Origin of the sequence: Zeimonas arvi, from assembly GCF_008039575.1 — a bacterium.
Lineage (GTDB): Bacteria > Pseudomonadota > Gammaproteobacteria > Burkholderiales > Burkholderiaceae_E > Zeimonas > Zeimonas arvi.
In genome coordinates, this window is record NZ_VDUY01000001.1 from 898,004 (window position 1) to 919,758 (window position 21,755).

The 21,755-nt window shown below is 71.5% G+C and carries 19 protein-coding genes and 1 other RNA gene; all 20 read right to left on the reverse strand.

The genetic code is table 11. From position 1 onward, the window contains the following. Positions 1 to 29: 29 nt before the first annotated feature. The 20 genes from lpxC to FHP08_RS04255 all read right to left on the reverse strand — a co-directional run bounded on the left by lpxC (position 30) and on the right by FHP08_RS04255 (position 21,740). A complete protein-coding gene (gene lpxC / locus FHP08_RS04160) occupies positions 30 to 959 on the reverse strand; it encodes a UDP-3-O-acyl-N-acetylglucosamine deacetylase (protein ID WP_147703017.1) in 930 nt (309 codons plus the stop codon). A 53-nt stretch (positions 960 to 1,012) separates the two neighbouring features. Continuing rightward, positions 1,013 to 1,516 (reverse strand): peroxiredoxin, encoded by a 504-nt coding sequence (locus tag FHP08_RS04165; protein WP_147703018.1) that lies wholly within the window; start codon positions 1,514 to 1,516, stop codon positions 1,013 to 1,015. Between the two features lie 253 nt (positions 1,517 to 1,769). Further along, complete coding sequence (gene ftsZ, locus FHP08_RS04170; RefSeq protein WP_147703019.1) at positions 1,770 to 2,927, reverse strand: cell division protein FtsZ; 1,158 nt, start codon at positions 2,925 to 2,927, stop codon at positions 1,770 to 1,772. A 131-nt stretch (positions 2,928 to 3,058) separates the two neighbouring features. Then, positions 3,059 to 4,291: a cell division protein FtsA gene (gene ftsA, locus FHP08_RS04175; protein WP_147703020.1), complete on the reverse strand. Its 1,233-nt coding sequence runs from the start codon at positions 4,289 to 4,291 to the stop codon at positions 3,059 to 3,061. A gap of 136 nt (positions 4,292 to 4,427) precedes the next feature. Next, entirely contained in the window at positions 4,428 to 5,279 is an 852-nt protein-coding gene (locus FHP08_RS04180; RefSeq protein ID WP_147703021.1) for a cell division protein FtsQ/DivIB, read from the reverse strand. Further along, the gene (locus tag FHP08_RS04185; protein WP_407703964.1) at positions 5,276 to 6,244 is read right to left on the reverse strand and encodes a D-alanine--D-alanine ligase; all 969 of its coding nucleotides are present in this window, start codon (positions 6,242 to 6,244) and stop codon (positions 5,276 to 5,278) included. Before FHP08_RS04185 ends, FHP08_RS04180 begins: the two co-directional genes overlap by 4 nt. After that, the gene (murC, locus tag FHP08_RS04190; RefSeq protein WP_147703022.1) at positions 6,241 to 7,644 is read right to left on the reverse strand and encodes a UDP-N-acetylmuramate--L-alanine ligase; all 1,404 of its coding nucleotides are present in this window, start codon (positions 7,642 to 7,644) and stop codon (positions 6,241 to 6,243) included. The genes FHP08_RS04185 and murC overlap by 4 nt, the downstream gene beginning before the upstream one ends. After that, positions 7,641 to 8,723 (reverse strand): undecaprenyldiphospho-muramoylpentapeptide beta-N-acetylglucosaminyltransferase, encoded by a 1,083-nt coding sequence (gene murG, locus FHP08_RS04195; RefSeq protein WP_147703023.1) that lies wholly within the window; start codon positions 8,721 to 8,723, stop codon positions 7,641 to 7,643. The genes murC and murG overlap by 4 nt, the downstream gene beginning before the upstream one ends. A 97-nt stretch (positions 8,724 to 8,820) precedes the next feature. Continuing rightward, complete coding sequence (gene ftsW, locus FHP08_RS04200; RefSeq protein WP_147703024.1) at positions 8,821 to 10,026, reverse strand: putative lipid II flippase FtsW; 1,206 nt, start codon at positions 10,024 to 10,026, stop codon at positions 8,821 to 8,823. Continuing rightward, on the reverse strand, positions 10,020 to 11,549 hold the full coding sequence (gene murD, locus FHP08_RS04205) for a UDP-N-acetylmuramoyl-L-alanine--D-glutamate ligase (RefSeq protein ID WP_147703025.1): 1,530 nt from the start codon (positions 11,547 to 11,549) through the stop codon (positions 10,020 to 10,022). The genes ftsW and murD overlap by 7 nt, the downstream gene beginning before the upstream one ends. Before the next feature lie 7 nt (positions 11,550 to 11,556). Next, complete coding sequence (gene mraY, locus FHP08_RS04210) at positions 11,557 to 12,726, reverse strand: phospho-N-acetylmuramoyl-pentapeptide-transferase (protein WP_147703026.1); 1,170 nt, start codon at positions 12,724 to 12,726, stop codon at positions 11,557 to 11,559. After that, entirely contained in the window at positions 12,726 to 14,108 is a 1,383-nt protein-coding gene (locus FHP08_RS04215; protein ID WP_147703027.1) for a UDP-N-acetylmuramoyl-tripeptide--D-alanyl-D-alanine ligase, read from the reverse strand. Before FHP08_RS04215 ends, mraY begins: the two co-directional genes overlap by 1 nt. Beyond that, entirely contained in the window at positions 14,101 to 15,639 is a 1,539-nt protein-coding gene (locus FHP08_RS04220) for a UDP-N-acetylmuramoyl-L-alanyl-D-glutamate--2,6-diaminopimelate ligase (RefSeq protein ID WP_147703028.1), read from the reverse strand. The genes FHP08_RS04215 and FHP08_RS04220 overlap by 8 nt, the downstream gene beginning before the upstream one ends. Further along, positions 15,636 to 17,381 carry a peptidoglycan D,D-transpeptidase FtsI family protein gene (locus FHP08_RS04225; protein ID WP_147703029.1) on the reverse strand — a complete coding sequence of 582 codons (1,746 nt, stop codon included), beginning with the start codon at positions 17,379 to 17,381 and terminating at the stop codon, positions 15,636 to 15,638. The genes FHP08_RS04220 and FHP08_RS04225 overlap by 4 nt, the downstream gene beginning before the upstream one ends. Further along, positions 17,378 to 17,836 carry a cell division protein FtsL gene (gene ftsL / locus FHP08_RS04230; RefSeq protein ID WP_147703030.1) on the reverse strand — a complete coding sequence of 153 codons (459 nt, stop codon included), beginning with the start codon at positions 17,834 to 17,836 and terminating at the stop codon, positions 17,378 to 17,380. The genes FHP08_RS04225 and ftsL overlap by 4 nt, the downstream gene beginning before the upstream one ends. A gap of 11 nt (positions 17,837 to 17,847) precedes the next feature. Next, positions 17,848 to 18,786 (reverse strand): 16S rRNA (cytosine(1402)-N(4))-methyltransferase RsmH, encoded by a 939-nt coding sequence (gene rsmH / locus FHP08_RS04235; protein ID WP_147703128.1) that lies wholly within the window; start codon positions 18,784 to 18,786, stop codon positions 17,848 to 17,850. Positions 18,787 to 18,828: 42 nt separating this feature from the next. Further along, positions 18,829 to 19,257, reverse strand: a complete 429-nt coding sequence (gene mraZ, locus FHP08_RS04240) for a division/cell wall cluster transcriptional repressor MraZ (protein WP_147703031.1) — start codon at positions 19,255 to 19,257, stop codon at positions 18,829 to 18,831. A gap of 246 nt (positions 19,258 to 19,503) precedes the next feature. After that, positions 19,504 to 19,922, reverse strand: an RNA gene (gene rnpB / locus FHP08_RS04245) — RNase P RNA component class A. A 13-nt stretch (positions 19,923 to 19,935) separates the two neighbouring features. Then, positions 19,936 to 20,934: a D-erythronate dehydrogenase gene (gene denD / locus FHP08_RS04250; RefSeq protein WP_147703032.1), complete on the reverse strand. Its 999-nt coding sequence runs from the start codon at positions 20,932 to 20,934 to the stop codon at positions 19,936 to 19,938. Next, complete coding sequence (locus FHP08_RS04255) at positions 20,931 to 21,740, reverse strand: DUF3025 domain-containing protein (protein WP_147703033.1); 810 nt, start codon at positions 21,738 to 21,740, stop codon at positions 20,931 to 20,933. The genes denD and FHP08_RS04255 overlap by 4 nt, the downstream gene beginning before the upstream one ends. Positions 21,741 to 21,755 lie beyond the last annotated feature (15 nt).

The window sequence follows — 21,755 nt, forward strand, 5'->3', positions numbered from 1 at the left end:
CGGACTCGCGCCGCGCGGCTTGCCGGCGCTCAGGCATGCGCCCAGTCGAGTGCGAAGAACTTCGGCGCCTCGCGCCGCTCGGAAAAGGTCACGATCTCCCAGGCCTCCCGGCGCTCGAGCAGGGCCCGCAGCAGCTGATTGTTCAGCGCGTGGCCCGACTTGTGGGCGCTGTAGGCGGCCAGCAGCGGGTGGCCGACCAGGTAGAGGTCGCCGATCGCGTCGAGGATCTTGTGCTTGACGAACTCGTCGCCGAAGCGAAGGCCATCGGCGTTCAGCACCCGGTACTCGTCCATGACGATGGCGTTGCCGAAGCTCCCGCCCTTGGCCAGGCCGTGCGCGCGCAGGTACTCGACGTCCTGCATGAAGCCGAAGGTGCGGGCCCGGGCGACGTCGCGAACGTAGGAGGTCTCGGCGAAGTCGACTTCGACTTCCTGGATCGTGGCGTCGATCGCCGGATGGCCGAACTCGATCGAGAACTTGAGCCGGAAGCCGAAGTGCGGATCGAGCCGCACCCACTTGTCGCCGTCGCGGATCTCGACCGACTCGAGCACCCGGATGAACTTCTTGGCCGCCGCCTGCTCGACGATGCCGGCCGACTGGATCAGGAACACGAAGGACCCGGCCGAGCCATCGAGGATGGGGATCTCGGCGGCGGTGACATCGACGTAGAGGTTGTCGATGCCCAGGCCAGCCAGCGCCGACATCAGGTGTTCGACCGTGGCCACGCGCACCTGCGCCGCCTCGCCCGAGTCGCCGGCGGTCAGCGTGGAGGCCATGCGGGTGTCGGTCACCCGCGAAGCCTCGCTGCGGATCTCGACCGGCGGATCGAGATCGACCCGCCGGAACACGATGCCGGTGTCGGCGGCGGCTGGCCGCAGCACGAGCTCGACCCGCTCGCCCGAATGCAGGCCGACGCCGGTGGTGCGCACCAGCGAGCGGATCGTCCGTTGTCGCATCATCGCCTTTCCGGGAGGGTCGGTCGGGTGGAACGGGTCGAGGAAGCGGGCGCGGCTCAGACGCGCGCCAGCATCGCCTCGGCGCTGGAGACCTCGAACTTGCCCGGCGCCTCGACGTCGAGCGACTTGACCACGCCGTCCTCGACGAGCATGGCGTAGCGCTGCGAGCGCAGGCCGAGACCGCGGGCGGTGAGGTCGAGCTCGAGGCCCACGGCCTTCGTGAACTCGGCGCTGCCGTCGGCCATCATGCGGACCTTGCCGCCGCATTTCTGGTCGCGGCCCCAGGCGCCCATCACGAAGGCGTCGTTCACCGACACGCACCAGATCTCGTCGACGCCCTTCGCCTTGAGCGCGTCGAAGTGCTTCAGGTAGCCCGGGACGTGTTGCGCCGAGCAGGTGGGGGTGTACGCACCCGGCAAGCCGAAGACGACGATCTTCTTGCCGCGCACCAGGTCCGAGACCTTGAACGCGTTCGGACCGATCGAGCAGCCGTTGCCCTCGACTTCGATGTACTCGTGCAGCGTGGCTTCCGGCAGCTTGTCGCCGATCTTGATCGTCATGACGGAACTCCTTGGCGGGGTTGAAGGGTTGAAGGAACCCTTCATTTTAAGTCTTTGCGCGTCGCTGTGCCGGCAGTCGTGCCGCTTGCCCCTGCCAGGGCAGGGGACATGCGATGCGGCTGCCGGCGCGGCGGCACGCCCGACGCCGCCGCCCGCCCGTGGAGGCCTCCCCGGGCGGGCGTGCGGTACCGCTCCTGCGCGGGCCGGGTCGCCGGTGCGGGGGAACCGGCTGCCCGGCCCGCGCGACCGACGATCAGTCGGCCTGCTTGCGCAGGAAGGCCGGGATGTCGAAGCGCTCGACGCCGCTGTCCTCGAGCGCCTGCACCTGGGCCACCGCCGAGGCGCGGCCGCTGCGCCACACCGTGGGCTGGTCGAGCTGGCCGTAGTTCATCCCCGGCGCCACCGCGTTGTCGGTGCCGGTGCGCAACTGCGACTGCGGCACCAGGACCGGCTTGGCGGCGCGCTTGCCGATGCCGGTGGCGACCACGGTCACGCGCAGGCGGTCGTCCATGTTCTCGTCGAACACGGTGCCGTGGATGATCGTGGCGTCGTCGGCGCAGAAGGCCTTGATCGTGTTGATGACGTCGTTGGTCTCCTTCAGCTTCAGGCTGCGGTTGGCGGTGATGTTCACGATCACGCCGCGCGCACCCTGCAGGTCCACGCCATCGAGCAGCGGCGAGGCCACGGCCTGCTCGGCCGCGATCCGGGCGCGGTCCAGCCCGGCGGCTTCGCCGATGCCCATCATCGCCTTGCCCTGCTCGCCCATCACCGTGCGCACGTCGGCGAAGTCGACGTTGACCAGGCCCGGGATGTTGATGATCTCGGCGATGCCGGCCACCGCGTTGTGCAGCACGTCGTCGGCGCGGCGGAAGGCGTCCTCGAGGCTGGCGTCGTCGTCCATGACTTCGAAGAGCTTCTGGTTCAGCACGACGATCAGCGAGTCGACGTGCTCGACCAGCTGCTCGATGCCCTGCTCGGCGATCTGCATCTTCTTCGCGCCCTCGAACTCGAAGGGCTTGGTGACGACGCCCACGGTCAGCACGCCGAGCTCCTTGGCGACCTCGGCGACGATCGGCGACGCGCCGGTGCCGGTGCCCTTGCCCATGCCGGCGGTCAGGAAGACCATGTTGGCCCCCTGCAGCGCGGCGCGGATCTCGTCGCGCATCGCGTCGGCGGCGGCGCGGCCGGCTTCGGGCCGGGCGCCGGCGCCCAGGCCCATTTCGCCGAGCTGGATCGCGCGCTCGGCGAGCGAGCGGCGCAGGGCCTGCTTGTCGGTGTTGAGCGCGATGAACTCGACGCCCTGCACGCCGCGGTTGATCATGTGGTTGACCGCGTTGCCGCCGGCGCCACCGACGCCGATCACCTTGATCACGGCGCCTTCCACTTCGTTTTCGATCATTTCAAAGCTCATCGTACTGGCCTCCAGGATGGAAGGGCGACGGTTCGGAGAAGGCGAGCCGATCGATGGCACGCGCCCCCGCAGGCACGGCCTCGCGGCCAAGCCCTCTCGCGATGTCGCCCCGTTGGGTGAAAACGGGATTGTCAGAAATTCCCAAGGAACCACTCCTTCATGCGGCGCAGGGTTTCCTTGAACGAACCGGACTGCTCGGCCACCTTGCGGCCGCGCAGTCGCTGGATGCGGGCTTCCTCGAGCAGGCCTACCGCGGTCGAGTAGCGCGGCGAGCGCACCACGTCGGCCAGGCCGCCGCTGTAGGCGGGCATGCCGATGCGGACCGGCTTCAGGAAGATGTCCTCGGCGAGCTCGACCATGCCGGGCAGCAGGCTGGTGCCGCCGGTGATCACCACGCCCGACGACAGCAGCTCCTCGTAGCCCGACTCGCGGATCACCTGCTGGACCAGCGAGAAGAGCTCCTCGACCCTCGGCTCGATCACCGCGGCCAGCGCCTGGCGCGACAGCGTGCGCGGGCTGCGGTCGCCGAGCCCGGGCACCTCGATCTTCGCGTTCGGATCGGCGAGCGCCTGCTTGGCGATGCCCGAGCGCAGCTTGATCTCCTCGGCCTCGGGCGTGGGCGTGCGCAGCGCCATGGCCACGTCGTTGGTGATCTGGTCGCCGGCGATCGGGATCACCGCCGTGTGACGGATCGCGCCGCCGGTGAAGATCGCGATGTCGGTCGTGCCGCCGCCGATGTCGACCAGCGCCACGCCGAGCTCCTTCTCGTCCTGCGTGAGGATCGACATGCTGGAGGCCAGCGGCTGCAGGATCAGGTCCTGCACCTCGAGACCGCAGCGGCGCACGCACTTGACGATGTTCTGCGCGGCCGACACCGCGCCGGTCACGATGTGGACCTTGACCTCCAGGCGCACGCCGCTCATGCCGATCGGCTCGCGGATGTCCTCCTGGCCGTCGATGATGAATTCCTGCGGCAGCACGTGCAGGATCTGCTGGTCGGTGGGGATGTTCACCGCCTTGGCGGTCTCGATCACCCGGGCCATGTCGGCCTCGGTGACCTCCTTGTCCTTGATCGCCACCATCCCGCTCGAGTTGAACGAGCGGATGTGGCTGCCCGCGATCCCGGTGTAGACCGTGCGGATCTTGCAGTCGGCCATCAGCTCGGCTTCCTCGAGCGCGCGCTGGATCGAGGCGACCGTGCTCTCGATGTTGACCACCACGCCCTTCTTCAGGCCCTTCGAGTCGTGCTGGCCCAGGCCGACGATCTCGTAGTGGCCGTCGCCGCGCATCTCGGCCACGATCGCCACGATCTTCGACGTGCCGATGTCCAGCCCGACGATCAGGTCCTTCGCGTCTCTCGTCATGCTGCGGCCCCGGCTGCGTTCATCCCCGTCCTCTTCCCTGCGTTCATCCGCTCGTTTCCCCCGCCGCCGCGCGGCGCTCCTTCGCTGCCCTCCGGCGCCGCCCCGCGACCGCGCGTCGCCCGTCCTGCGAGCCGGCTCATCGCGGCCGCTCCTGTGTCTTGCCCTGGCCCCGCGCGGGCTCGCGCGCGGCCTGCCGGCCCTGCGAGGCGCCCGCGCCTTCCCCGCCTTCGCCGCCCCCCTCGCCCTCGAGCATGGCCAGCGAGCGGATCGCGAAGCCGTTCGGGTAGCGCAGGTCGATCACCTCCGCGCGCCGGTTCAGCTCGGCCATCACCTGCGGATAGGTCTCCACCCAGCGCGCGAGCCGCTTGTCGATCGGCATGCCCTGCTCGCGGCCCAGCAGCAGCGTGGTGCCGTCGGCGAGCTTCAGCGTCCAGGCGTGGCGCTCCGAGAGGGCCAGGGCCACCGGCTCCGCGCCCAGCGGCGCGACCACCTGGCGCAACTCGGCGAAGCGGCGCGCCACCTGCACCTCGGTGCCCGGCGGGCCCGAGAAGTGCGGCAGCGGACCGGCTTCCTCGGCCTCGCCGAGGTTGGCCGAGAACAGCTCGCCGAAGGTGTTCACCAGTCGGCCGTCGCCCCACAGCGCGAGCGGGCGATGCTCTTCGATTTCCACCATCAGGCCGTCGGGGAAGACGCGCCGGACGCTTGCCTTGCGCACCCAGGGAACCGTCTCGAAGACCGCGCGCACCTCGGCCAGCGGCGTCGCGAAGAAGTTGCCGCGCACGCCCTTCACGACGGTGGTGCGCAGCACCGCGTCGGACACGTGGCGAAGCGCGTCGCCCGGGCGCGGCTCGACCTCGACCGCACGCAGCGTGAAGACCGGCCGCTGGGAGACCCACCACATCGCCAGTCCGGCGCAGGCCGCGAGCACGCACGCGAACAACAGGTTCGCGAGCATGTTCAGCAGGCGGGCGTCGTGCCAGGGATTCACCGTGCGCCTCCGATCTTGAGCGACGCGCCGGCCAGGATGGACAGGCACAGGTCCTCGTAGCTCATGCCGACGGCGCGCGCCGCCATCGGCACGAGCGAATGCCCGGTCATCCCCGGCGAGGTGTTGACCTCGAGCAGGAAGGGCTCGGCGTCGGCTTTGCGCAGCATCACGTCGACCCGGCCCCAGCCCTCGCAGTTCAGCGCTCGGTAGGCGTCGAGCGCCTGCGCGGCGATGCGCGCGGCCAGCGGCGCGGGCAGCTCGGCCGGGCAGACGTAGCGGGTGTCGTCGCGGAAGTACTTGTTCTGGTAGTCGTAGTTGCCCGCGGGCGCCACGATCTCGATGATGGGCAGCGCTCGCGCCTGCGCGCCCGAGCCCAGGATGGCCACGGTGAGCTCGCGCCCCGCGACGAACTCCTCGCACAGCACTTCGTCGTCGTGCCGGCGGGCGATCTCCCAGGCCACCGCGGCCTGGTCGGCCGAGGTCAGCTTGGTGAAGCCGATCGTCGACCCCTCGCGCGAGGGCTTGACCGCCAGCGGCAGGCCGAATCGCGCCGCGGCCCCGGCCACGTCGGCGGCGCTGCGCGCGACCGCGAAACCGGGCGTGGCCAGGCCGTGGGTGATCCAGATCCGCTTCGTGAAGACCTTGTCCATCGCGATCGCGGAGGCCATCACGCCGCTGCCGGTGTACGGGATGCCGAGCAGTTCGAGCGCGCCCTGCACCGTGCCGTCCTCGCCGTAGCGGCCGTGCAGCGCGATGAAGGCGCGATCGAAGCCCTCGCGGCGAAGGTCGTCGAGCGGGCGCTCCGCCGGGTCGAAGGGATGCGCATCGACGCCCCGCCGGCGCAAGGCCTCGAGCACGCCGGCGCCCGACATCAGCGAGACTTCCCGCTCGGCGGAGCGGCCGCCGAACAGCACGGCCACGCGGCCCATCGCGGCCGGGTCCACGGTCCTGGAATCGTCGCTCACTGGCCTCCTCCCTGCTCGGCGATTTCCTTCAGGCGGGCCGGCACCGAGCCGATCGAGCCGGCGCCCATCGTCACGACGACGTCGCCGTCGCGCGCCACTTCGAGGATGGTCCCGGGCATGTCCGAGATGTCCTCGACGAACACCGGCTCCACGCGCCCGCCCACCCGGATCGCCCGGGTCAGCGCGCGGCCGTCGGCGGCCACGATCGGGGCCTCGCCGGCCGGGTACACCTCGGCCAGCAGCAGGAGATCCACCGTGGACAGCACGCGGACGAAGTCCTCGAACAGGTCGCGGGTGCGGGTGTAGCGATGCGGCTGGAAGGCGAGCACGATCCGCCGGCCGGGGAAGGCGCCGCGCGCGGCCGCGAGCGTGGCGTCCATCTCCGCGGGGTGGTGGCCGTAGTCGTCGACCACCGTGAAGCGCCCGCCGCCGCTGGCGGCGAACTCGCCCCAGCGCTGGAAGCGGCGGCCCACGCCGTGGAACTCGGCCAGCGCCGAGACGATCGCGTCGTCGGGGATGCCGAGCTCGTCGGCCACCGCGATCGCGGCCAGCGCATTGCGCACGTTGTGCTCGCCGGGCAGGTTCAGCACGACCGGCAGCGGGTCGGCGTCCTCGCGCAGCAGCGTGAAGCGCATCCGCCCGGCATCGGGCCGCACGTCGGCGGCGCGGAAGCGCGCGCCTTCGGACAGGCCGTAGCTCAGCACCGGCTTGGACACGAAGGGCAGGATCTCGCGCACCACCGGGTCGTCGATGCACAGCACGGCCGCGCCGTAGAAGGGCAGGCGCTGGGTGAACTCCACGAAGGCCTGCTTGAGCCGCGCGAAGTCGTGCCCGTAGGTCTCCATGTGGTCGGCGTCGATGTTGGTGATCACCGCGACCATGGGCGACAGGTTCAGGAAGGAGGCGTCGGATTCGTCGGCCTCCACCACGATGTACTCGCCGGTGCCCAGCCGCGCATTGGCGCCCGCGCTGACCAGGCGCCCGCCGATCACGAAGGTCGGGTCGAGCCCGCCGGCGGCGAGCACCGAGGCCACCAGGCTGGTGGTGGTGGTCTTGCCGTGGGTGCCGGCGATCGCGATGCCCTGCTTGAGCTTCATCAGCTCTGCGAGCATCAGCGCGCGCGGCACGACCGGCACGCGCCGGCCGCGGGCCGCGATCACTTCGGGATTGTCGCCACGCACCGCGGTGGAGGTGACCACGCAGTCGGCGCCGTCGATGTTGGCCGCCGCGTGACCGATCGCCACGCTCGCGCCGAGCGCCTCGAGCCTGCGGGTCGTGGCGCTGTCGGCGACGTCGGAGCCGCTGATCCGGTAGCCGAGGTTCAGCAACACCTCGGCGATGCCGCTCATGCCGGCCCCGCCGATGCCCACGAAATGGATGTGCTTGACCTTGTGCTTCATGTGTCGGCTGCCACCTGTTCGCAGACGTCGGCCACCGCGGCCGCGGCGTCGGGGCGCGCCAGCGCCCGGGCGCGCGCCGCCATCGCCGCGCAGGCGCCCCGATCGAGCTCGGCGATCAGGCCGGCCAGGCGCGCCGCGTCGAACCCCGCCTGCGGCAGCAGGCGGGCGGCGCCCTGCTCCGACAGGAAGCGGGCGTTGCCGGTCTGGTGATCGTCGACCGCATGCGGGAAGGGCACCAGGATGCTGGCCACGCCCGCCGCGGCGATCTCGGAAACGGTCATCGCGCCGGCCCGGCAGACCAGCAGGTCGGCCTCGGCGTAGGCGCCGGCCATGTCGTCGATGAACTCCACGACCTGTGCGTCGAGCCCCGATTCCCGGTAGCGACGCTCGACCTCGTCGCGACGCCCGCGGCCGGTCTGGTGCGTCACCCGCGGCCGCGCCTCGGCCGGCAGCGCGGCGAGCGCGGCCGGCACGACCTCGTTGAGCACCTGCGCGCCGAGGCTGCCGCCGACCACCAGCAGGCGCAGCGCGCCGCTGCGCGCGCCGTAGCGCTGCGCCGGATCCGGCAGCCGCGCAAGATCGCCGCGAACCGGATTGCCGCAGGCCAGCGCGCCCGGCAGCGCGCCGGGGAAGGCCTCGAGCACCCGGTTCGCGAGCCTGGCGAGCAGGCGATTGGTGAGGCCGGCCACCGAGTTCTGCTCGTGGACCACCAGCGGCCGGCCGGTCAGCCGCGCCATCACGCCGCCCGGGAAGGCCACGTAGCCGCCCATGCCGAGGACGACCGAGGGCCGGGTGGCGCGCAGCGCGCGCAGGCTCTGCCAGAACGCGCGCGCGAGCATCGCGGGCAGCATCAGCCGGGCGAGGAGGCCCTTGCCGCGCACGCCGCCGATCTCGACCGGCTGCATCGCGATCCCGTGCCTGGGCACCAGCCGCGCTTCCATGCCGGCCGGATTGCCGAGCCAGACCACGTTCCAGCTGCGCGCGCGCATCTCCTCGGCCACCGCCAGGCCGGGCATCACGTGACCGCCGGTGCCGCCGGCCATGATCATGATGGTGCGGGTCATCGGGGCGGCAGTCATGCGGCACCCCGCATCGGACGAACGTTTTGGCTCCGGCCGCTCGCATTCGCCCGCTTGACTTTGCTGCGCGAAGTCAGCCTGCGCCGAAACAGGAAACTCATGCGGCACCCCGCATGAGTTTCCTGTTTTCGAAATCCACGCGAAGCACGATCGCGATCGCGGTCAGGTTGACCAGGATGCCGGTGCCGCCGTAGCTCATCAGCGGCAGCGTGAGGCCCTTGGTCGGCAGCAGGCCGGTGTTCACGCCCATGTTGATGAAGGCCTGGAAGCCGATCCACAGGCCGATCCCCTTGGCGACCATGCCGGCATAGACGCGGTCGAGCTTGATCGCCTGGCGGCCGATCTCGAAGGCGCGGCGCGTCAGCCAGAAGAAGGCCACGATGATCGCCATCACGCCGACCAGGCCCAGCTCCTCGCCGATCACCGCCAGCAGGAAGTCGGTGTGCGCCTCGGGCAGGTAGTGCAGCTTCTCGACCGACCCGCCCAGGCCCACGCCGAAGAACTCGCCGCGGCCGAAGGCGATCAGCGAATGCGACAGCTGGTAGCCCTTGCCCAGCGCATTGGCCTCGTCGAAGGGATCGAGGTAGGCGAAGATGCGCTCGCGCCGCCAGGGCGACAGCGCGATCAGCGCCGCGAAGGTGCCGCCGGCGATCACCACCAGCCCGGCGAACAGCCGGCCGCTGACGCCGCCCAGGAACAGCACGCCCATCGCGATGCCGGCGATGACGACGAAGGCGCCCATGTCCGGCTCGAGCAGCAGCAGCAGGCCGACCAGGGCGACCGCCACGCCCATCGGCAGGAAGCCCTTCTTGAAGGTCTGCATGTGGTCCTGCTTGCGCACCGTGTAGTCGGCCGCGTAGAGCACCACGAACAGCTTCATCAGCTCGGAGGGCTGCAGGTTGAACACGTACAGCGAGAGCCAGCGCCGCGCGCCGTAGACGACCTTGCCCACGCCCGGGATCAGCACGATCACCAGCAGCACCAGGCCCAGCAGGAACAGCCACTTGGACCACGACTGCCAGCGGTTCATCGGCACCGAGAACGCGACCACGGCCGCCAGCAGACCCACGCAGATGGCCAGCGTGTGGCGCAGCAGGAAGTGGGTGGGCGCGTAGCGTGCGAAGCGCGGCGAGTCGGGCAGCGCGATCGAGGCCGAATACACCATGACCAGGCCGGTGATCAGCAGCGCCCCGACCACCCAGAGCATCGCCACGTCGACGCCGGGCGCGGCCGAGGCCAGCCGGGCGCTCGGGCGAGGCGCGGTGCCGCGGACCGGCGAGCGCAGGCGAAGGCTGCTCAGCATGCGGCCTCCACGGGATTGCCGCGGTCCGCCGCGAGATCGGCCACCGCCTGTGCGAAGACCTCGGCGCGGTGCGCGTAGTCGCGGAACATGTCCAGGCTGGCGCAGGCCGGCGAGAGCAGCACCGCGTCGCCGGCGCGCGCGCCCTCGGCCGCCGCGCGGACCGCCGACGGCAGGTCCGGGCAGTCCGTCATCGGAACGCCGGTGCCGGCGAGCGCCTCGCGCAGCCGCGGGGCGTCGCGCCCGATCAGCCAGACGCCGGCCGCGTGTCGCGCGACCGCCGGCGCCAGGGGCGCGAAGTCCTGGCCCTTGCCGTCGCCGCCGGCGATCAACCGGCAGCGCTTGCCGAGCCCCTCGAGGGCCGCCACGGTGGCGCCCACGTTGGTGCCCTTGCTGTCGTCGTAGTACTCGACGTCGTCGACGACCGCGATGAGCTGGCAGCGGTGGGGCTCGCCCTCATAGGCGCGCAGGCCATGCAGCATCTTCGCCATCGGCACGCCGATCGCGCTGCACAGCGCGAGCGCGGCGAGCGCGTTGAGCTGGTTGTGCAGGCCCCGGATGCGCAGCGCGTCGGCCGGCATCAGCTTGCGGAGCATCACCGGCACCGGCTCGCGGCGGCGGCGTCCGCCCGGGGCCTCCTCGGCCGCGACCGCCTGCGCCAGCCAGACCAGGGGACCCTCGCGCACCAGCCCGAAGTCGCCGGCCGCCGCGGGCGCGTCGGCGCCGAAACCGGCGCGCGGCTCGCGCTCGATCGCGGTGGCCGCATCGCCGCGATTGAAGACCGCCACCGCGCCGGGCGCGTAGATGCGCTTCTTGGCCGCGGCGTAGCTGGCCATCGACGCGTGCCAGTCGAGATGGTCCTCGCTGAGGTTCAGGATCGCGGCGGCGTCGGGCGCGAAGCTGTCGGCCAGCGCCAGCTGGAAGCTCGAGAGCTCCAGCACCCAGACCTGCGGCAGGTCCTGGGCCGCGATCGCCTCGCGCAGGGCATCGAGCATCGGCGGGCGGATGTTCCCGGCCGAGCGGACCGACAGGCCCGCCGAGGCGCACAGGTGAGCCGCCAGCGCGGTGGTGGTGGTCTTGCCGTTGGTGCCGGTGACCGCGACGACCTTCGGCGCATAGCCGCCCTCGCGCAGCTCGGCGAGCGCCTGCGCGAACAGCTCCAGCTCGCCCGCCACCGCGATGCCTCGCGATCGGGCGGCCGAGTGGAACGCGGCCGAGGGGCCGGCCTCGATCGACAGGCCCGGGCTCCAGGCCACCAGGTCCACGCCGTCGAGCCAGGCCGCGTCGAACTCGCCGCCGCGCACCTCGACGTCGCCCGCCGCCTCGCGCAGGTCGGCCAGGCGCGGCAGGCGCGAGGGGTCGCCGGCGCGGGTGTCCGCCACCCGCAGCACGGCGCCGCGTGCCGCGGCCCAGCGGGCCATCGCCAGGCCGGAGTCGCCCAGACCGAGGACCAGCACGCGCCGGCCGGCCAGGTCGAAGAGCCTGAGCTGCGAGGCCTGGCCGGTCTGGAGGATGGGGGCGCTCATCGTTCGGTCACCGCAGCTTGAGCGTGGACAGGCCGAACAGCACGAGCATCATCGTGACGATCCAGAAGCGCACGACGACCTGGCTCTCCTTCACGCCGCCGACCTCGAAGTGGTGATGCAGCGGCGCCATCCGGAAGATGCGGCGACCCTCCCCGTAGCGGCGCTTGGTGTACTTGAAGTAGCCGACCTGCAGCATCACCGACAGCGTCTCGACCACGAACACGCCGCCCATGATGAAGAGCACGATCTCCTGGCGCGCGATGACCGCCACCGTGCCCAGCGCGCCGCCCAGCGCGAGCGCGCCCACGTCGCCCATGAAGACCTGCGCGGGATAGGCGTTGTACCAGAGGAAGGCGAGGCCCGCGCCGGCGATCGCCGCGCAGAACACGGTCAGCTCCCCCGCGCCGGGAATGAACGGGATCAGCAGGTACTTGGCGAAGACCGCGTTGCCGGTCACGTAGGCGAACACGCCGAGCGCCGAACCGACCAGCACCGAGGGCATGATCGCGAGGCCGTCGGCGCCGTCGGTCAGGTTCACCGCGTTGCTGGTGCCCACGATCACCAGGTAGGTCAGCACGATGAAGCCGACCACGCCGAGCGGATAGGCGACGTTCTTGAAGAAGGGCACGATCAGGTCGGCCTGCGGCGGCAGGCTGGCGGTGAAGCCGCTGGACACCCAGTCCACGAACAGCGACCAGGCCTGCGCGTTGGTCTGCGCCGGCACCGCGAAGGCCAGCGCGATCGCGGCGCCCAGGCCGATCGCCGACTGCCAGAAGTACTTCTCCTTTGCCGACATGCCCTTGGGGTCGCGGTGCACGACCTTGCGGTAATCGTCGATCCAGCCGATCCAACCGAAGCCCAGCGTGACGATCAGCACGATCCAGACGAAGCGGTTGCCCAGATCCGCCCACAGCAGCGTGGCCGAGGCGATCGAGATCAGGATCAGCGCGCCGCCCATGGTCGGCGTGCCCGACTTGGTCAGGTGCGTCTGCGGCCCGTCGGTGCGCACCGCCTGCCCGATCTTCAGCTCGGTGAGCTTGCGGATCAGCGAGGGGCCGAACATCAGGCCGATCGCCAGCGCGGTCAGCGCGGCGAGCACCGCGCGCAGCGTGATGTAGCCGAAGACCGAGAAGGCGCGGACGTCCTGGGCGAGCCACTGGGTGAGCGCGAGCAGCATCAGTGAGCCTCCGCCTGCGCCGCGCCGGCCAGCGCCGCGACGACGCGTTCCATCCGCATGAAGCGCGAACCCTTGACCAGCAGCGTGGCCGGCGGCAGCGCCAGCCCGCGCGCCCGCTCGATCAGGGCGTCGACGTCGTCGAAGTGCTCGGCCGCCGGGCCGCAGGCCGCGACGGTCTCGCGGGTGGCCCCGCCGAGCGCGAGCACGCGGTCGATGCCGCGCTCGCGCGCGTAGTCGCCGACCTCGCGGTGATAGCGCGGCCCCTCGTCGCCGACCTCGCCCATGTCTCCGAGCACCAGCACGCGGGGCGCGGGCAGAGAAGCCAGAACGTCGATCGCGGCGCGCACCGAATCGGGGTTGGCGTTGTAGCTGTCGTCGATCAGCGTGGCGCCCGAGGCCGCGCGCAGGCGCGCAAGCCGGCCCACCGCCGGGCGGAAGCGCTCGAGCCCGCGCACGATGGCGTCGGCGCCGGCGCCCGCCGCGAGCGCGCAGGCCGCGGCGGCCAGCGCATTGCGGACGTTGTGCGCGCCGTCGATCGAGAGCCGCACCGGATGCGCCTGGCCCGCGATGGCGATCGTGAACCCGTCGGGCCGCGCGCCGGCCTCGGCCGACACGGTGAAGCGCGAGTGATCGGCGGGGTCGGCGCGCAGGCCGAACTCGAAACAGTGGCGCGCGCCGGCGAGCGAGCGCCAGATCGGGGTGTGCGGGTCGTCGCCGGGAAACACCGCGACGCCGTCCGCAGGCAACGCCGCGATGGACTGCCCGTTCTCGATCGCGGTCGCCTCGACGCTGCGCATGAACTCCTGGTGCTCGCGCTGGGCGTTGTTGACCAAGGCGATCGTGGGCGCGGCGATCTCCGAGAGCCAGGCGATCTCGCCCGGGCGGTTCATGCCCAGTTCGATCACCGCCGCCCTGTGGGCCCCGGTCAGGTTGAACAGGGTGAGCGGCACGCCGACGTCGTTGTTCAGGTTGCCGCGGGTCGAGAGCCGGGCCTTCTCGCCGAAGGCCTCGGCGAGGATCGCCGCGACCATCTCCTTGACGGTCGTCTTGCCGTTGCTGCCGGTCACCGCGATCAGCGGCAGCTCGAAGCGCCGCCGCCAGCCCGCGGCAAGCTCGCCGAGCGCGCGCCGGCTGTCCGGCACCCACAGCGCCGGCAGCGGTATGCCCTCGACCCAGCGCTCGAAGAGCACGGCGGCCGCGCCCTTCGCGCGCGCGCCGGCCAGGAAATCGTGCGCGTCGAAGCGCTCGCCGCGCAAGGCCACGAAGAGTCGCCCCGGCGCCAGCGCGCGGGTGTCGGTGCAGACACCCGCCACCTTCACGGCCGGGTCGCCGATCAGCCTGCCGGCCGACAGCCAGTCCAGTGCCTGGCGCAGGTCAAACATCGCTGCGCTCCTCGGCCGGCTGCGCGAGCCCGAGCAACTCGCACACCGTGTCGACATCCGAGTAGGGATGACGCACGCCCTGGATCTCCTGGTAGTCCTCGTGACCCTTTCCGGCGACCAGGACGACGTCGGCCGGCGCGGCGATCCGCAGCGTGCGCGCGATCGCCTCGCGCCGGTCGAGCTCGGTGAGCCAGGGCTCGCGGGTCAGCCCCGCCCGGATGTCGGACGCGATCCTGAAGGGCGTCTCGCTGCGCGGGTTGTCGCTGGTGATCACCACGCGATCGGCGTGACGCTCGGCGACCAGGCCCATCAACGGGCGCTTGCCGGCGTCGCGGTCGCCGCCGGCGCCGAACACGCACCACAGGAATCCGCCGCGGGCGGTCGCCACCGGGCGCAGCGCCTGCAGCACGCTCATCAGCGCGTCCGGAGTGTGCGCGTAGTCGACCACCACCAGCGGCGAGCCGGCGGCCTCGAGGCGCTGCATCCGGCCGGGGATCGGCCGCAGCGTGCGCAGCATCGACATGGCCTCGTCGAAGGGCATGCCGAGCGAGATCCATGTCGCCGCGACCGCGGTGGCGTTCACCACGTTGAATCGCCCCAGCACACCGAACTCGATCTGCGCGCGCCCGAAGTCGCCGCCGATCGAGACCGCCATGCTGCTGGTGCCCTCGGCGATCTGCCAGGCGGACAGCTTCTTGCGCGCCCGCCAGCCGTGTTCGCCGGGCAGCTGGCCGAAGGCGATCGTGGGCACCCCCTCGGGCACGGTATCGATGACGACCGGCGCGATCGGATCGTCGCCATTGATGATCGCCATGCGAAGCCCCGGCCACGCGAACAGCCGCAGCTTGGCGCCGAGGTAGGCGCGCTCGTCGCCGTGGTAGTCGAGGTGATCGCGGGAGAAGTTCGTGAAGACCGCGGTGTGCACCGTCAGCCCGTCGATGCGGCCCTGGTCGATCCCGATCGACGAGACCTCCATGGCCACGACTTCGACGCCGGCCTCGACGAAAGCGGCGAGCATGCGCTGGAGCGAGATCGCGTCGGGCGTGGTGAGGCCGAAGGAGGCGAGCGTCACGCCCTCGCGGCCGGGCTCGACGATGCCGCTGCCCAGCGTGCCGATGACGGCCGACTTGCGGCCGGACTCGGCCAGGCCGCGGGCGATCCACTGGGTGCAGCTGGTCTTGCCGTTGGTGCCGGTGACCGCGACCACCACCAGCTTCGAGGACGGGTCGCCGTACCAGGCCGCGGCCAGCAGGCCGACGCAGCGGACCAGCCCCTCGACCTCGCGGATCGGGACACTGCAGGCCGGCGCTTCGCCGCCGGCCTCGCACACCACCGCCGCGGCGCCGGCCGCGACCGCGTCGCCGATGTGGCGGCGGCCGTCGCTGCGCCGCCCGGGCAACGCGACGAACACGTCGCCCGGCCGGACAGCCCGGCTGTCGGCGACCAGATGGGCGCCCGGCGCGACGACACCGCGCAGCCATGCGACGAGGGAATGCACCAGCGGATCGCTGTCCTGGCGCGGATCGGTCACATGCTCTCCTTCACGGGCTCGGCAGGCAGCACGACCTGGGCGAGCGGGGCATCGGGCGGAATCCTGAGCGCGCGCAGCGAGTCGCCGGTGATCCGCGCGAAGATGGGCGCGGCAACGACGCCGCCGTAATACTTGCCGGCCGAGGGCTCGTCGAGCATGACCGCCACGACCACCCTGGGATCCGAGACCGGCGCGAAGCCGACGAACGACGAGATGTACTTCTTCACGTACCGGCCGCCTTCCTGCTTGTGCGCGGTGCCGGTCTTGCCGGCCACCCGGTAGCCGGCGATCTGCGCGCGCGGCGCGGTGCCCCCGGGGCCGGCGGCGAGCTCGAGCATCCTGCGGACCGCCCGCGCGGTCTGCGGCTTGATCACCTGCTCGCCCTGCACCCGGCCATCGGCCCGGAACATCGAGAGCGGCACCAGCTCGCCGTCGCGCGCGAACACGCTGTAGGCGCGCGCCAGTTGCAGCAGCGAGACCGACATGCCGTGGCCGTAGGACATCGTGGCCTGCTCGATCGGCTTCCAGCTGCGGTACGGACGCACCCTGCCGGCCACCGCGCCGGGGAAGCCCAGGCGGGGCGCCTGGCCGAAGCCCAGCGCCGCGTAGAACTCCCACATCTTCTGCGCCGGCATGTCGAGCGCCATCTTCGCGGTGCCGACGTTCGAGGACTTCTGGATGACCTCCTCGACGGTGAGCAGGCCGTGCGGGTGGGCATCGCCGATGGTGTTCGACCCGATGCGCATGCGCCCCGGCGCGGTGTCGATCACCGTTTCCGGCCGCACCCGGCCCAGCTCGAGCGCCAGGGCGGCGGTGAAGGGCTTCATCGTCGAGCCGGGCTCGAAGGTGTCGGTCAGGACGCGATTGCGAAGCTGCGCGCCGGTGAGCTTGTCGCGCCGGTTCGGGTCGTAGGTCGGCCAGTTGGCCAGCGCGAGCACCTCGCCGGTCTTGACGTCGATCACGACCGCGGCGCCGGCCTTGGCCTTGTGCTCCTGCACCGCGTCGCGCACCGCGTCGAAGGCGAGGAACTGGATCTTCGAATCGATCGAGAGCGCGAGGTCGCTGCCATGGTGGGGCTCGCGGGTCGCGCCCACGTCCTCGATGATCCGCCCGAGCCGGTCGCGGATCACGCGACGGCTGCCGGGCTCGCCGGCGAGCACCGAGTTCTTGGCCAGCTCGACGCCCTCCTGCCCGATGTCCTCGACGTTGGTGAAGCCGACCACGTGCGCGATCGTCTCGCCCTCGGGATAGTGCCGCTTGTACTCGCGCTGCTGGTGGATGCCCGGAATGCCGAGCGCGGCGATCTTCTGCGCGATGTCGGGCTCGACCTGGCGGCGCAGGTAGACGAAAGTCCGGTCGTTGTCGGCCAGCCGCTTGCGCAGGTCGGGCTCCTTCATCTGGAGCAGTTTCGCCAGCTGCGCGATCTGCGCCGGCGTGGCGTCGACGTCCTCGGGCGACGCCCAGACCGCCCGGGCGGGCAGGCTCGACGCGAGCACGATGCCGTTGCGGTCGAAGATCTTGCCGCGCGAAGCCGGCAGCTCGAGCGTGCGCGCGTAGCGCGACTCGCCCTGGCGCTGCAGGAAGTCCTGGGTGAACACCTGGAGCCAGACGGCGCGGGCGGCCAGCGCGACGAAGCCGATCGCCACGAAGAACATCAGGACCTGGGAGCGGTAGGCCGGCAGCCGCACCCGCAGCAGCGGATGGGCGGCGAAGGGCACGTGACGGCCGCGCTTGCGGGTCATTGCCGCACTCCCTTGGCCGGCGGCGCACCGGTCGGGGCCGCGCGCGGGGCGCCGGCGGGGGAAGCGCGCCGCGTGCCGCTCGCGTTGTCCGGCTTGCGCGGGCCGGTCGCAGCCGCCCGCACGCCGGACAGGCGCGCGCCGGACGGCCGCTCGATCCAGGGCTGGCTCAGGCTCACCGAGCGGGTGACCGGATCGACGCTCAGGTGCAGCGTGCGGTCGGCCGGCACCGCCTGCATGCCGAGCTCCCGGCGGGCGCGCTCGTCGATCAGCGAGGCCTTGGCGAGCTCGGTCTGCTCGACCTGCAGCTGGTCCCAGCGCACCTCGTGCTCGACGGCGTGGGTCTGCGCGCGCTCGAGGTCGATGAAGAGCTTGCGGGCCCGATGCTGGGACGTCACCAGGCCGAGCGCGCAGATCACGAGCAGGAAGGCGAGCATGAGGTTGAAGCGCGCGAGCATCGTCCGCGCGCTCAGAGGCGCTCGGCGACCCGCAGCACCGCAGAGCGGGCGCGGGGGTTGGCGGCGATCTCGGACTCGCCGGGCAGCACCCGCGCCACCGGGCGCAGCCGCGCGGCGACCAGCGGCCGGGGCACGCCGGTCACCGGATCGCGCGGAGCGTCGCGGCCTGCTTCACGGGCGATGAACTGCTTGACCATCCGATCCTCGAGCGAGTGGAAACTGATGATCGCGAGCCGCCCGCCCGGGGACAGGCAGGCCACTGCGCGATCGAGGACTAGCGCGAGTTCCTCAAGCTCCTGATTGACGAAAATCCGTAGAGCCTGAAAGGTGCGTGTGGCCGGGTCCTTGCCCACCTCCGCCCGCTTCTGGCGCCGCCTGACGACACCAGCCACGAGTGCGGCAAGCTCTCCTGTCGTGCGGAGCGCGTCGTCGCCGGCGTCCCGGCGGCAAGCAGCAATCGCCTGTGCAATCGGAACAGCAAACCGTTCTTCCCCATATTCCCTCACCACCTTTGCGATGTCCTGCTCGGACGCTTCGAGCAGCCACTGCCGAGCCGAGATGCCCCGGGTCGGATCCATCCGCATGTCGAGCGGCCCGTCCGCGCGAAAGCTGAAGCCGCGTTGCGCCTCGTCGAGCTGCGGCGAGGAAACCCCCAGGTCGAGCAGGACCCCGTCGACCGCGGCCAGGCCGCGCGCCGCCAGCACCGCGCCGATCTCGGAGAAGCGCGCGTGATCGATCGAGAAGCGCGGATCGGTCCAGGCCCGCCCCGCGGCGACCGCGGCCGGGTCGCGGTCGATCGCGAGCAGGCGGCCGCCAGGGCCGAGCTCGCGCAGGATCGCCGCGCTGTGACCGCCGCGCCCGAAGGTGCCATCGAGGTAGCAGCCGTCAGGCCGGATCGCGAGGGCGCGAAGGCAGGCATCGAGCAGGACCGGTTCGTGTCCGGATTCCAGGGCCCGTTGTTCGCGCGGTTCATCGCCGGGCGCCTTCACGGGTCAGAAATTGAAGTTCGCGAGGGAGTCGGGCATCCCGGCGGCGATCGCGGCCTTCTCCTTCTCGGCCAGCGTCGCGGCGTCCCAGATCTCGAAGTGGCTGCCCATGCCGAGCAGCATCACCTCCTTCGACAACGAGGCCGCGGTGCGCAATTCCGGGGAAATCAGGATGCGGCCGGTGCCGTCCATCTCGACGTCGCAGGCGCTGCCGAGAAAGATCCGGGTCCAGGCGCGCGCCGAGATCGGCAGCGCCGCGAGGCGCTCGCGCTGCGCCTCCCAGATCGGACGGGGGAAGAGCAGGAGGCAGCCGTCGGGGTGGCGGGTCAGTGTAAGTTTGTGCTCACATTCCACGCCCAGCGCGTCACGATGTTTCGACGGGACGGTCATCCGTCCCTTCGCATCGAGCAACAGCGCTGAACTTCCTTGGAACATGCCCATCCAATCCGGCTGCGTGCCTGGGACGGCGCCCCACCGGAAGGGCTCCTGATCCCACTAATTTGCACTTATCTGCACAAGTCACCACTTTACGGAAAAGGTTGCGCCATGGCAAGCCGGCCAGACGGGGAATTTCCAGTCCGGACAAAGACTTAGCGAAGCTTGTTGAGAAGCTCGAGACCAAGGAAATCGTCGCCCGATTAATGACTTGGGCGAGCACGTGAATGTGCTTTGTGAAGAAAAGGGGGGAGCGGGCCTGTAGGCCGGATTCTGTTCGCCGGACCGAAGCCCGGCGTGACGACCATTCGTCTGGGCGACCGGTTGCCCGGCCGCTCGAGCCATCTACCCGCATGCTCGGACGGGCCGTCCTGTGGCGCCCGGAGGCGCCGCGCATGCCTATTCGATGTTGCTCCGGGTGGGGTTTGGCGTGCCGGTCGTGTCGCCACGACCGCGGTGAGCTCTTACCTCGCCGTTTCACCCTTGCCGTCGGCAGCCGGCGAACCGGCTGCCGCTTGGGCGGTATGCTTTCTGTTCCACTTTCCGTCGCCCTGGGCCTTTCGGCTTGCTGCGCCTGGCCGTTAGCCAGCACCCTGCCCTGCGGAGTCCGGACCTTCCTCCAGTCGCGGCGCGAGGCCGCGGCCAGCGGCCGTCCGGCCCGCTCCCTGGAAAGGGATTTTACGCCGATCGGCGCACACCCGGCAGCTTGATCGCCGTCGGGTTGTCCTCGATGTAGGCGCGAACGATGGTCGCGAAGTCCGGGTCGGCGCGGAAGCCCATGGCCAGGGCGCGGGCGGTATCGAAGTTCGCGGCCCAGGTCCGGACCAGCTTCAGCACCTTCTCGTCGGGCTGGTGGCGCACCAGCGCGACCGCGGCGTCGCCGCCCACCTCGCGCAGCGCGGCGAGCTCCTCCTCCATGCTGACGACCAGGCCCGGCAGGTTGATCGAGCGGTTCCAGCCCCAGTCCTGCGGCGAGAGCTCGAGCGCGTGCAGGAACATCCCGACCACCGCGCGCGGCGAGGCGACCCACATCTTCGTGGCCGGCTCGACCGGGAGGATCGCCGCGACGCCGGCCAGCGGCTCGCGGATGATGCCCGAGGCGAAGCCCGAGGCGGCGGCGTTCGGCGCGCCGGGGCGCACCACCACGGTGGGCACGCGCACCGCGCGGCCGTCGATGTAGCCCTTGCGGCTGTAGTCGGCAACCAGCAGCTCGCCGACCAGCTTCTGGATGCCGTAGGAGCCCTGGGGCGTGGGCGTGGTCGCGTCGGTGACCACCGCCGGCAGGTCGCCGCCGAAGACCGCGATCGAGCTGGTGAACAGCACGCGCGGCTGGTGGCCCGCCGTCCGGCAGGCGTCGAGCAGCAGCCGGGTGCCGTCGAGGTTGACCCGCATGCCGAGGTCGAAGTCGGCTTCCGCCCCGCCGCTGACCACCGCGGCCAGATGCACCACCACCGCGGTGTCGCGATCGATCAGGCCGCGCACGGTGGCCGGGTCGGCGATGTCGCCGGTGCGGTACTCGACGCGAGCATCCTGCAATGCGCCGGCGCCCTGGTCGAAGCAGACGATCCGGTCGACCTTCGCCTCGCCGCCGGCCAGGCGCAGCGAGCCGCGGTCGAGAAGCGCGCGGGCGAGCTGCTGGCCCAGGAAACCGGCGCCGCCGGTGATCAGGATCTTCATTGCGGGGAACTCCTTCGTCTGCCTGGTCTGAAAACGGAGGCGTCATTGTAGAACGCAGGGTCCTCGTTGCCGGGCCACCATCCGGGGATGCCGAGCAGGGGCAAGGGCGCCAGCCGTTCGCGCGCGAGCGCGCCGGCGTCGAGCGTCGCGGCGACCGCGGCATCGAGGCGATCGAGCGCGTCCGGCCGCCCGGGAGCGACGTCGTCGAGCGCCATCGCGACCGGCAGCGCGTGCGCGCAGAGAGCCTTGTACGGCGACTGCAGTTTCTCGAGCAGGGCGTGGCCCACGACCAGCACGCGGACGCGCGAGGCGAAGGTCTCGCGCCGGGCCACGAACAGGCCCCGCCAGTCGAAGCCCCGCAGGCTGGCGATCGCGCCCTCGTCGTCGGCGAGGAACAGCGCGCCGCTTTCGTCGAACAGCGTGATCGCGTCGCGCAGCGCGCCGCGCGGTCCGGCGAGGCTGGCCGGCCGGGCGCGGATCGCCTCGGCCTGCAGCCGGTTCATCCGCGCCTTGATCGCCGGCCAGCGCAGCCAGCACAGGGCGTTGAACCAGTCGTGCACCATGCCCGGCCCGTCGACGCGGGTCGGCACCTCGCCGGTCGCGGCGATGGCCAGCTCGTAGGGCATCGGCCCGGCCGCCGCCGCGTCGACGAAGCGCACCGGCGTTCCGCCTTCCAGCGCCAGGCCGCGCGCCTCGGCCAGCGCGTTCAGCCGCCCGAGATCGAGCCGCCCGACCGGGCGCGGATCGCTCGCCGTCGCCCACGCGGCGAAGGGCGCGAGCCAGGGCGGCCCCGCAGCGGGCTCCACCTGCGCGCCCGGCTC

Excerpts from the sequence above, each read along its gene's own strand:
- lpxC (WP_147703017.1), bottom strand. The coding sequence starts at position 959 with ATGATGCGACAACGGACGATCCGCTCGCTGGTGCGCACCACCGGCGTC.
- FHP08_RS04165 (WP_147703018.1), bottom strand. The coding sequence starts at position 1,516 with ATGACGATCAAGATCGGCGACAAGCTGCCGGAAGCCACGCTGCACGAG.
- ftsZ (WP_147703019.1), bottom strand. The coding sequence starts at position 2,927 with ATGAGCTTTGAAATGATCGAAAACGAAGTGGAAGGCGCCGTGATCAAG.
- ftsA (WP_147703020.1), bottom strand. The coding sequence starts at position 4,291 with ATGACGAGAGACGCGAAGGACCTGATCGTCGGGCTGGACATCGGCACG.
- murC (WP_147703022.1), bottom strand. The coding sequence starts at position 7,644 with ATGAAGCACAAGGTCAAGCACATCCATTTCGTGGGCATCGGCGGGGCC.
- murG (WP_147703023.1), bottom strand. The coding sequence starts at position 8,723 with ATGACTGCCGCCCCGATGACCCGCACCATCATGATCATGGCCGGCGGC.
- ftsW (WP_147703024.1), bottom strand. The coding sequence starts at position 10,026 with ATGCTGAGCAGCCTTCGCCTGCGCTCGCCGGTCCGCGGCACCGCGCCT.
- murD (WP_147703025.1), bottom strand. The coding sequence starts at position 11,549 with ATGAGCGCCCCCATCCTCCAGACCGGCCAGGCCTCGCAGCTCAGGCTC.
- mraY (WP_147703026.1), bottom strand. The coding sequence starts at position 12,726 with ATGCTGCTCGCGCTCACCCAGTGGCTCGCCCAGGACGTCCGCGCCTTC.
- FHP08_RS04215 (WP_147703027.1), bottom strand. The coding sequence starts at position 14,108 with ATGTTTGACCTGCGCCAGGCACTGGACTGGCTGTCGGCCGGCAGGCTG.
- FHP08_RS04225 (WP_147703029.1), bottom strand. The coding sequence starts at position 17,381 with ATGACCCGCAAGCGCGGCCGTCACGTGCCCTTCGCCGCCCATCCGCTG.
- ftsL (WP_147703030.1), bottom strand. The coding sequence starts at position 17,836 with ATGCTCGCGCGCTTCAACCTCATGCTCGCCTTCCTGCTCGTGATCTGC.
- mraZ (WP_147703031.1), bottom strand. The coding sequence starts at position 19,257 with ATGTTCCAAGGAAGTTCAGCGCTGTTGCTCGATGCGAAGGGACGGATG.
- denD (WP_147703032.1), bottom strand. The coding sequence starts at position 20,934 with ATGAAGATCCTGATCACCGGCGGCGCCGGTTTCCTGGGCCAGCAGCTC.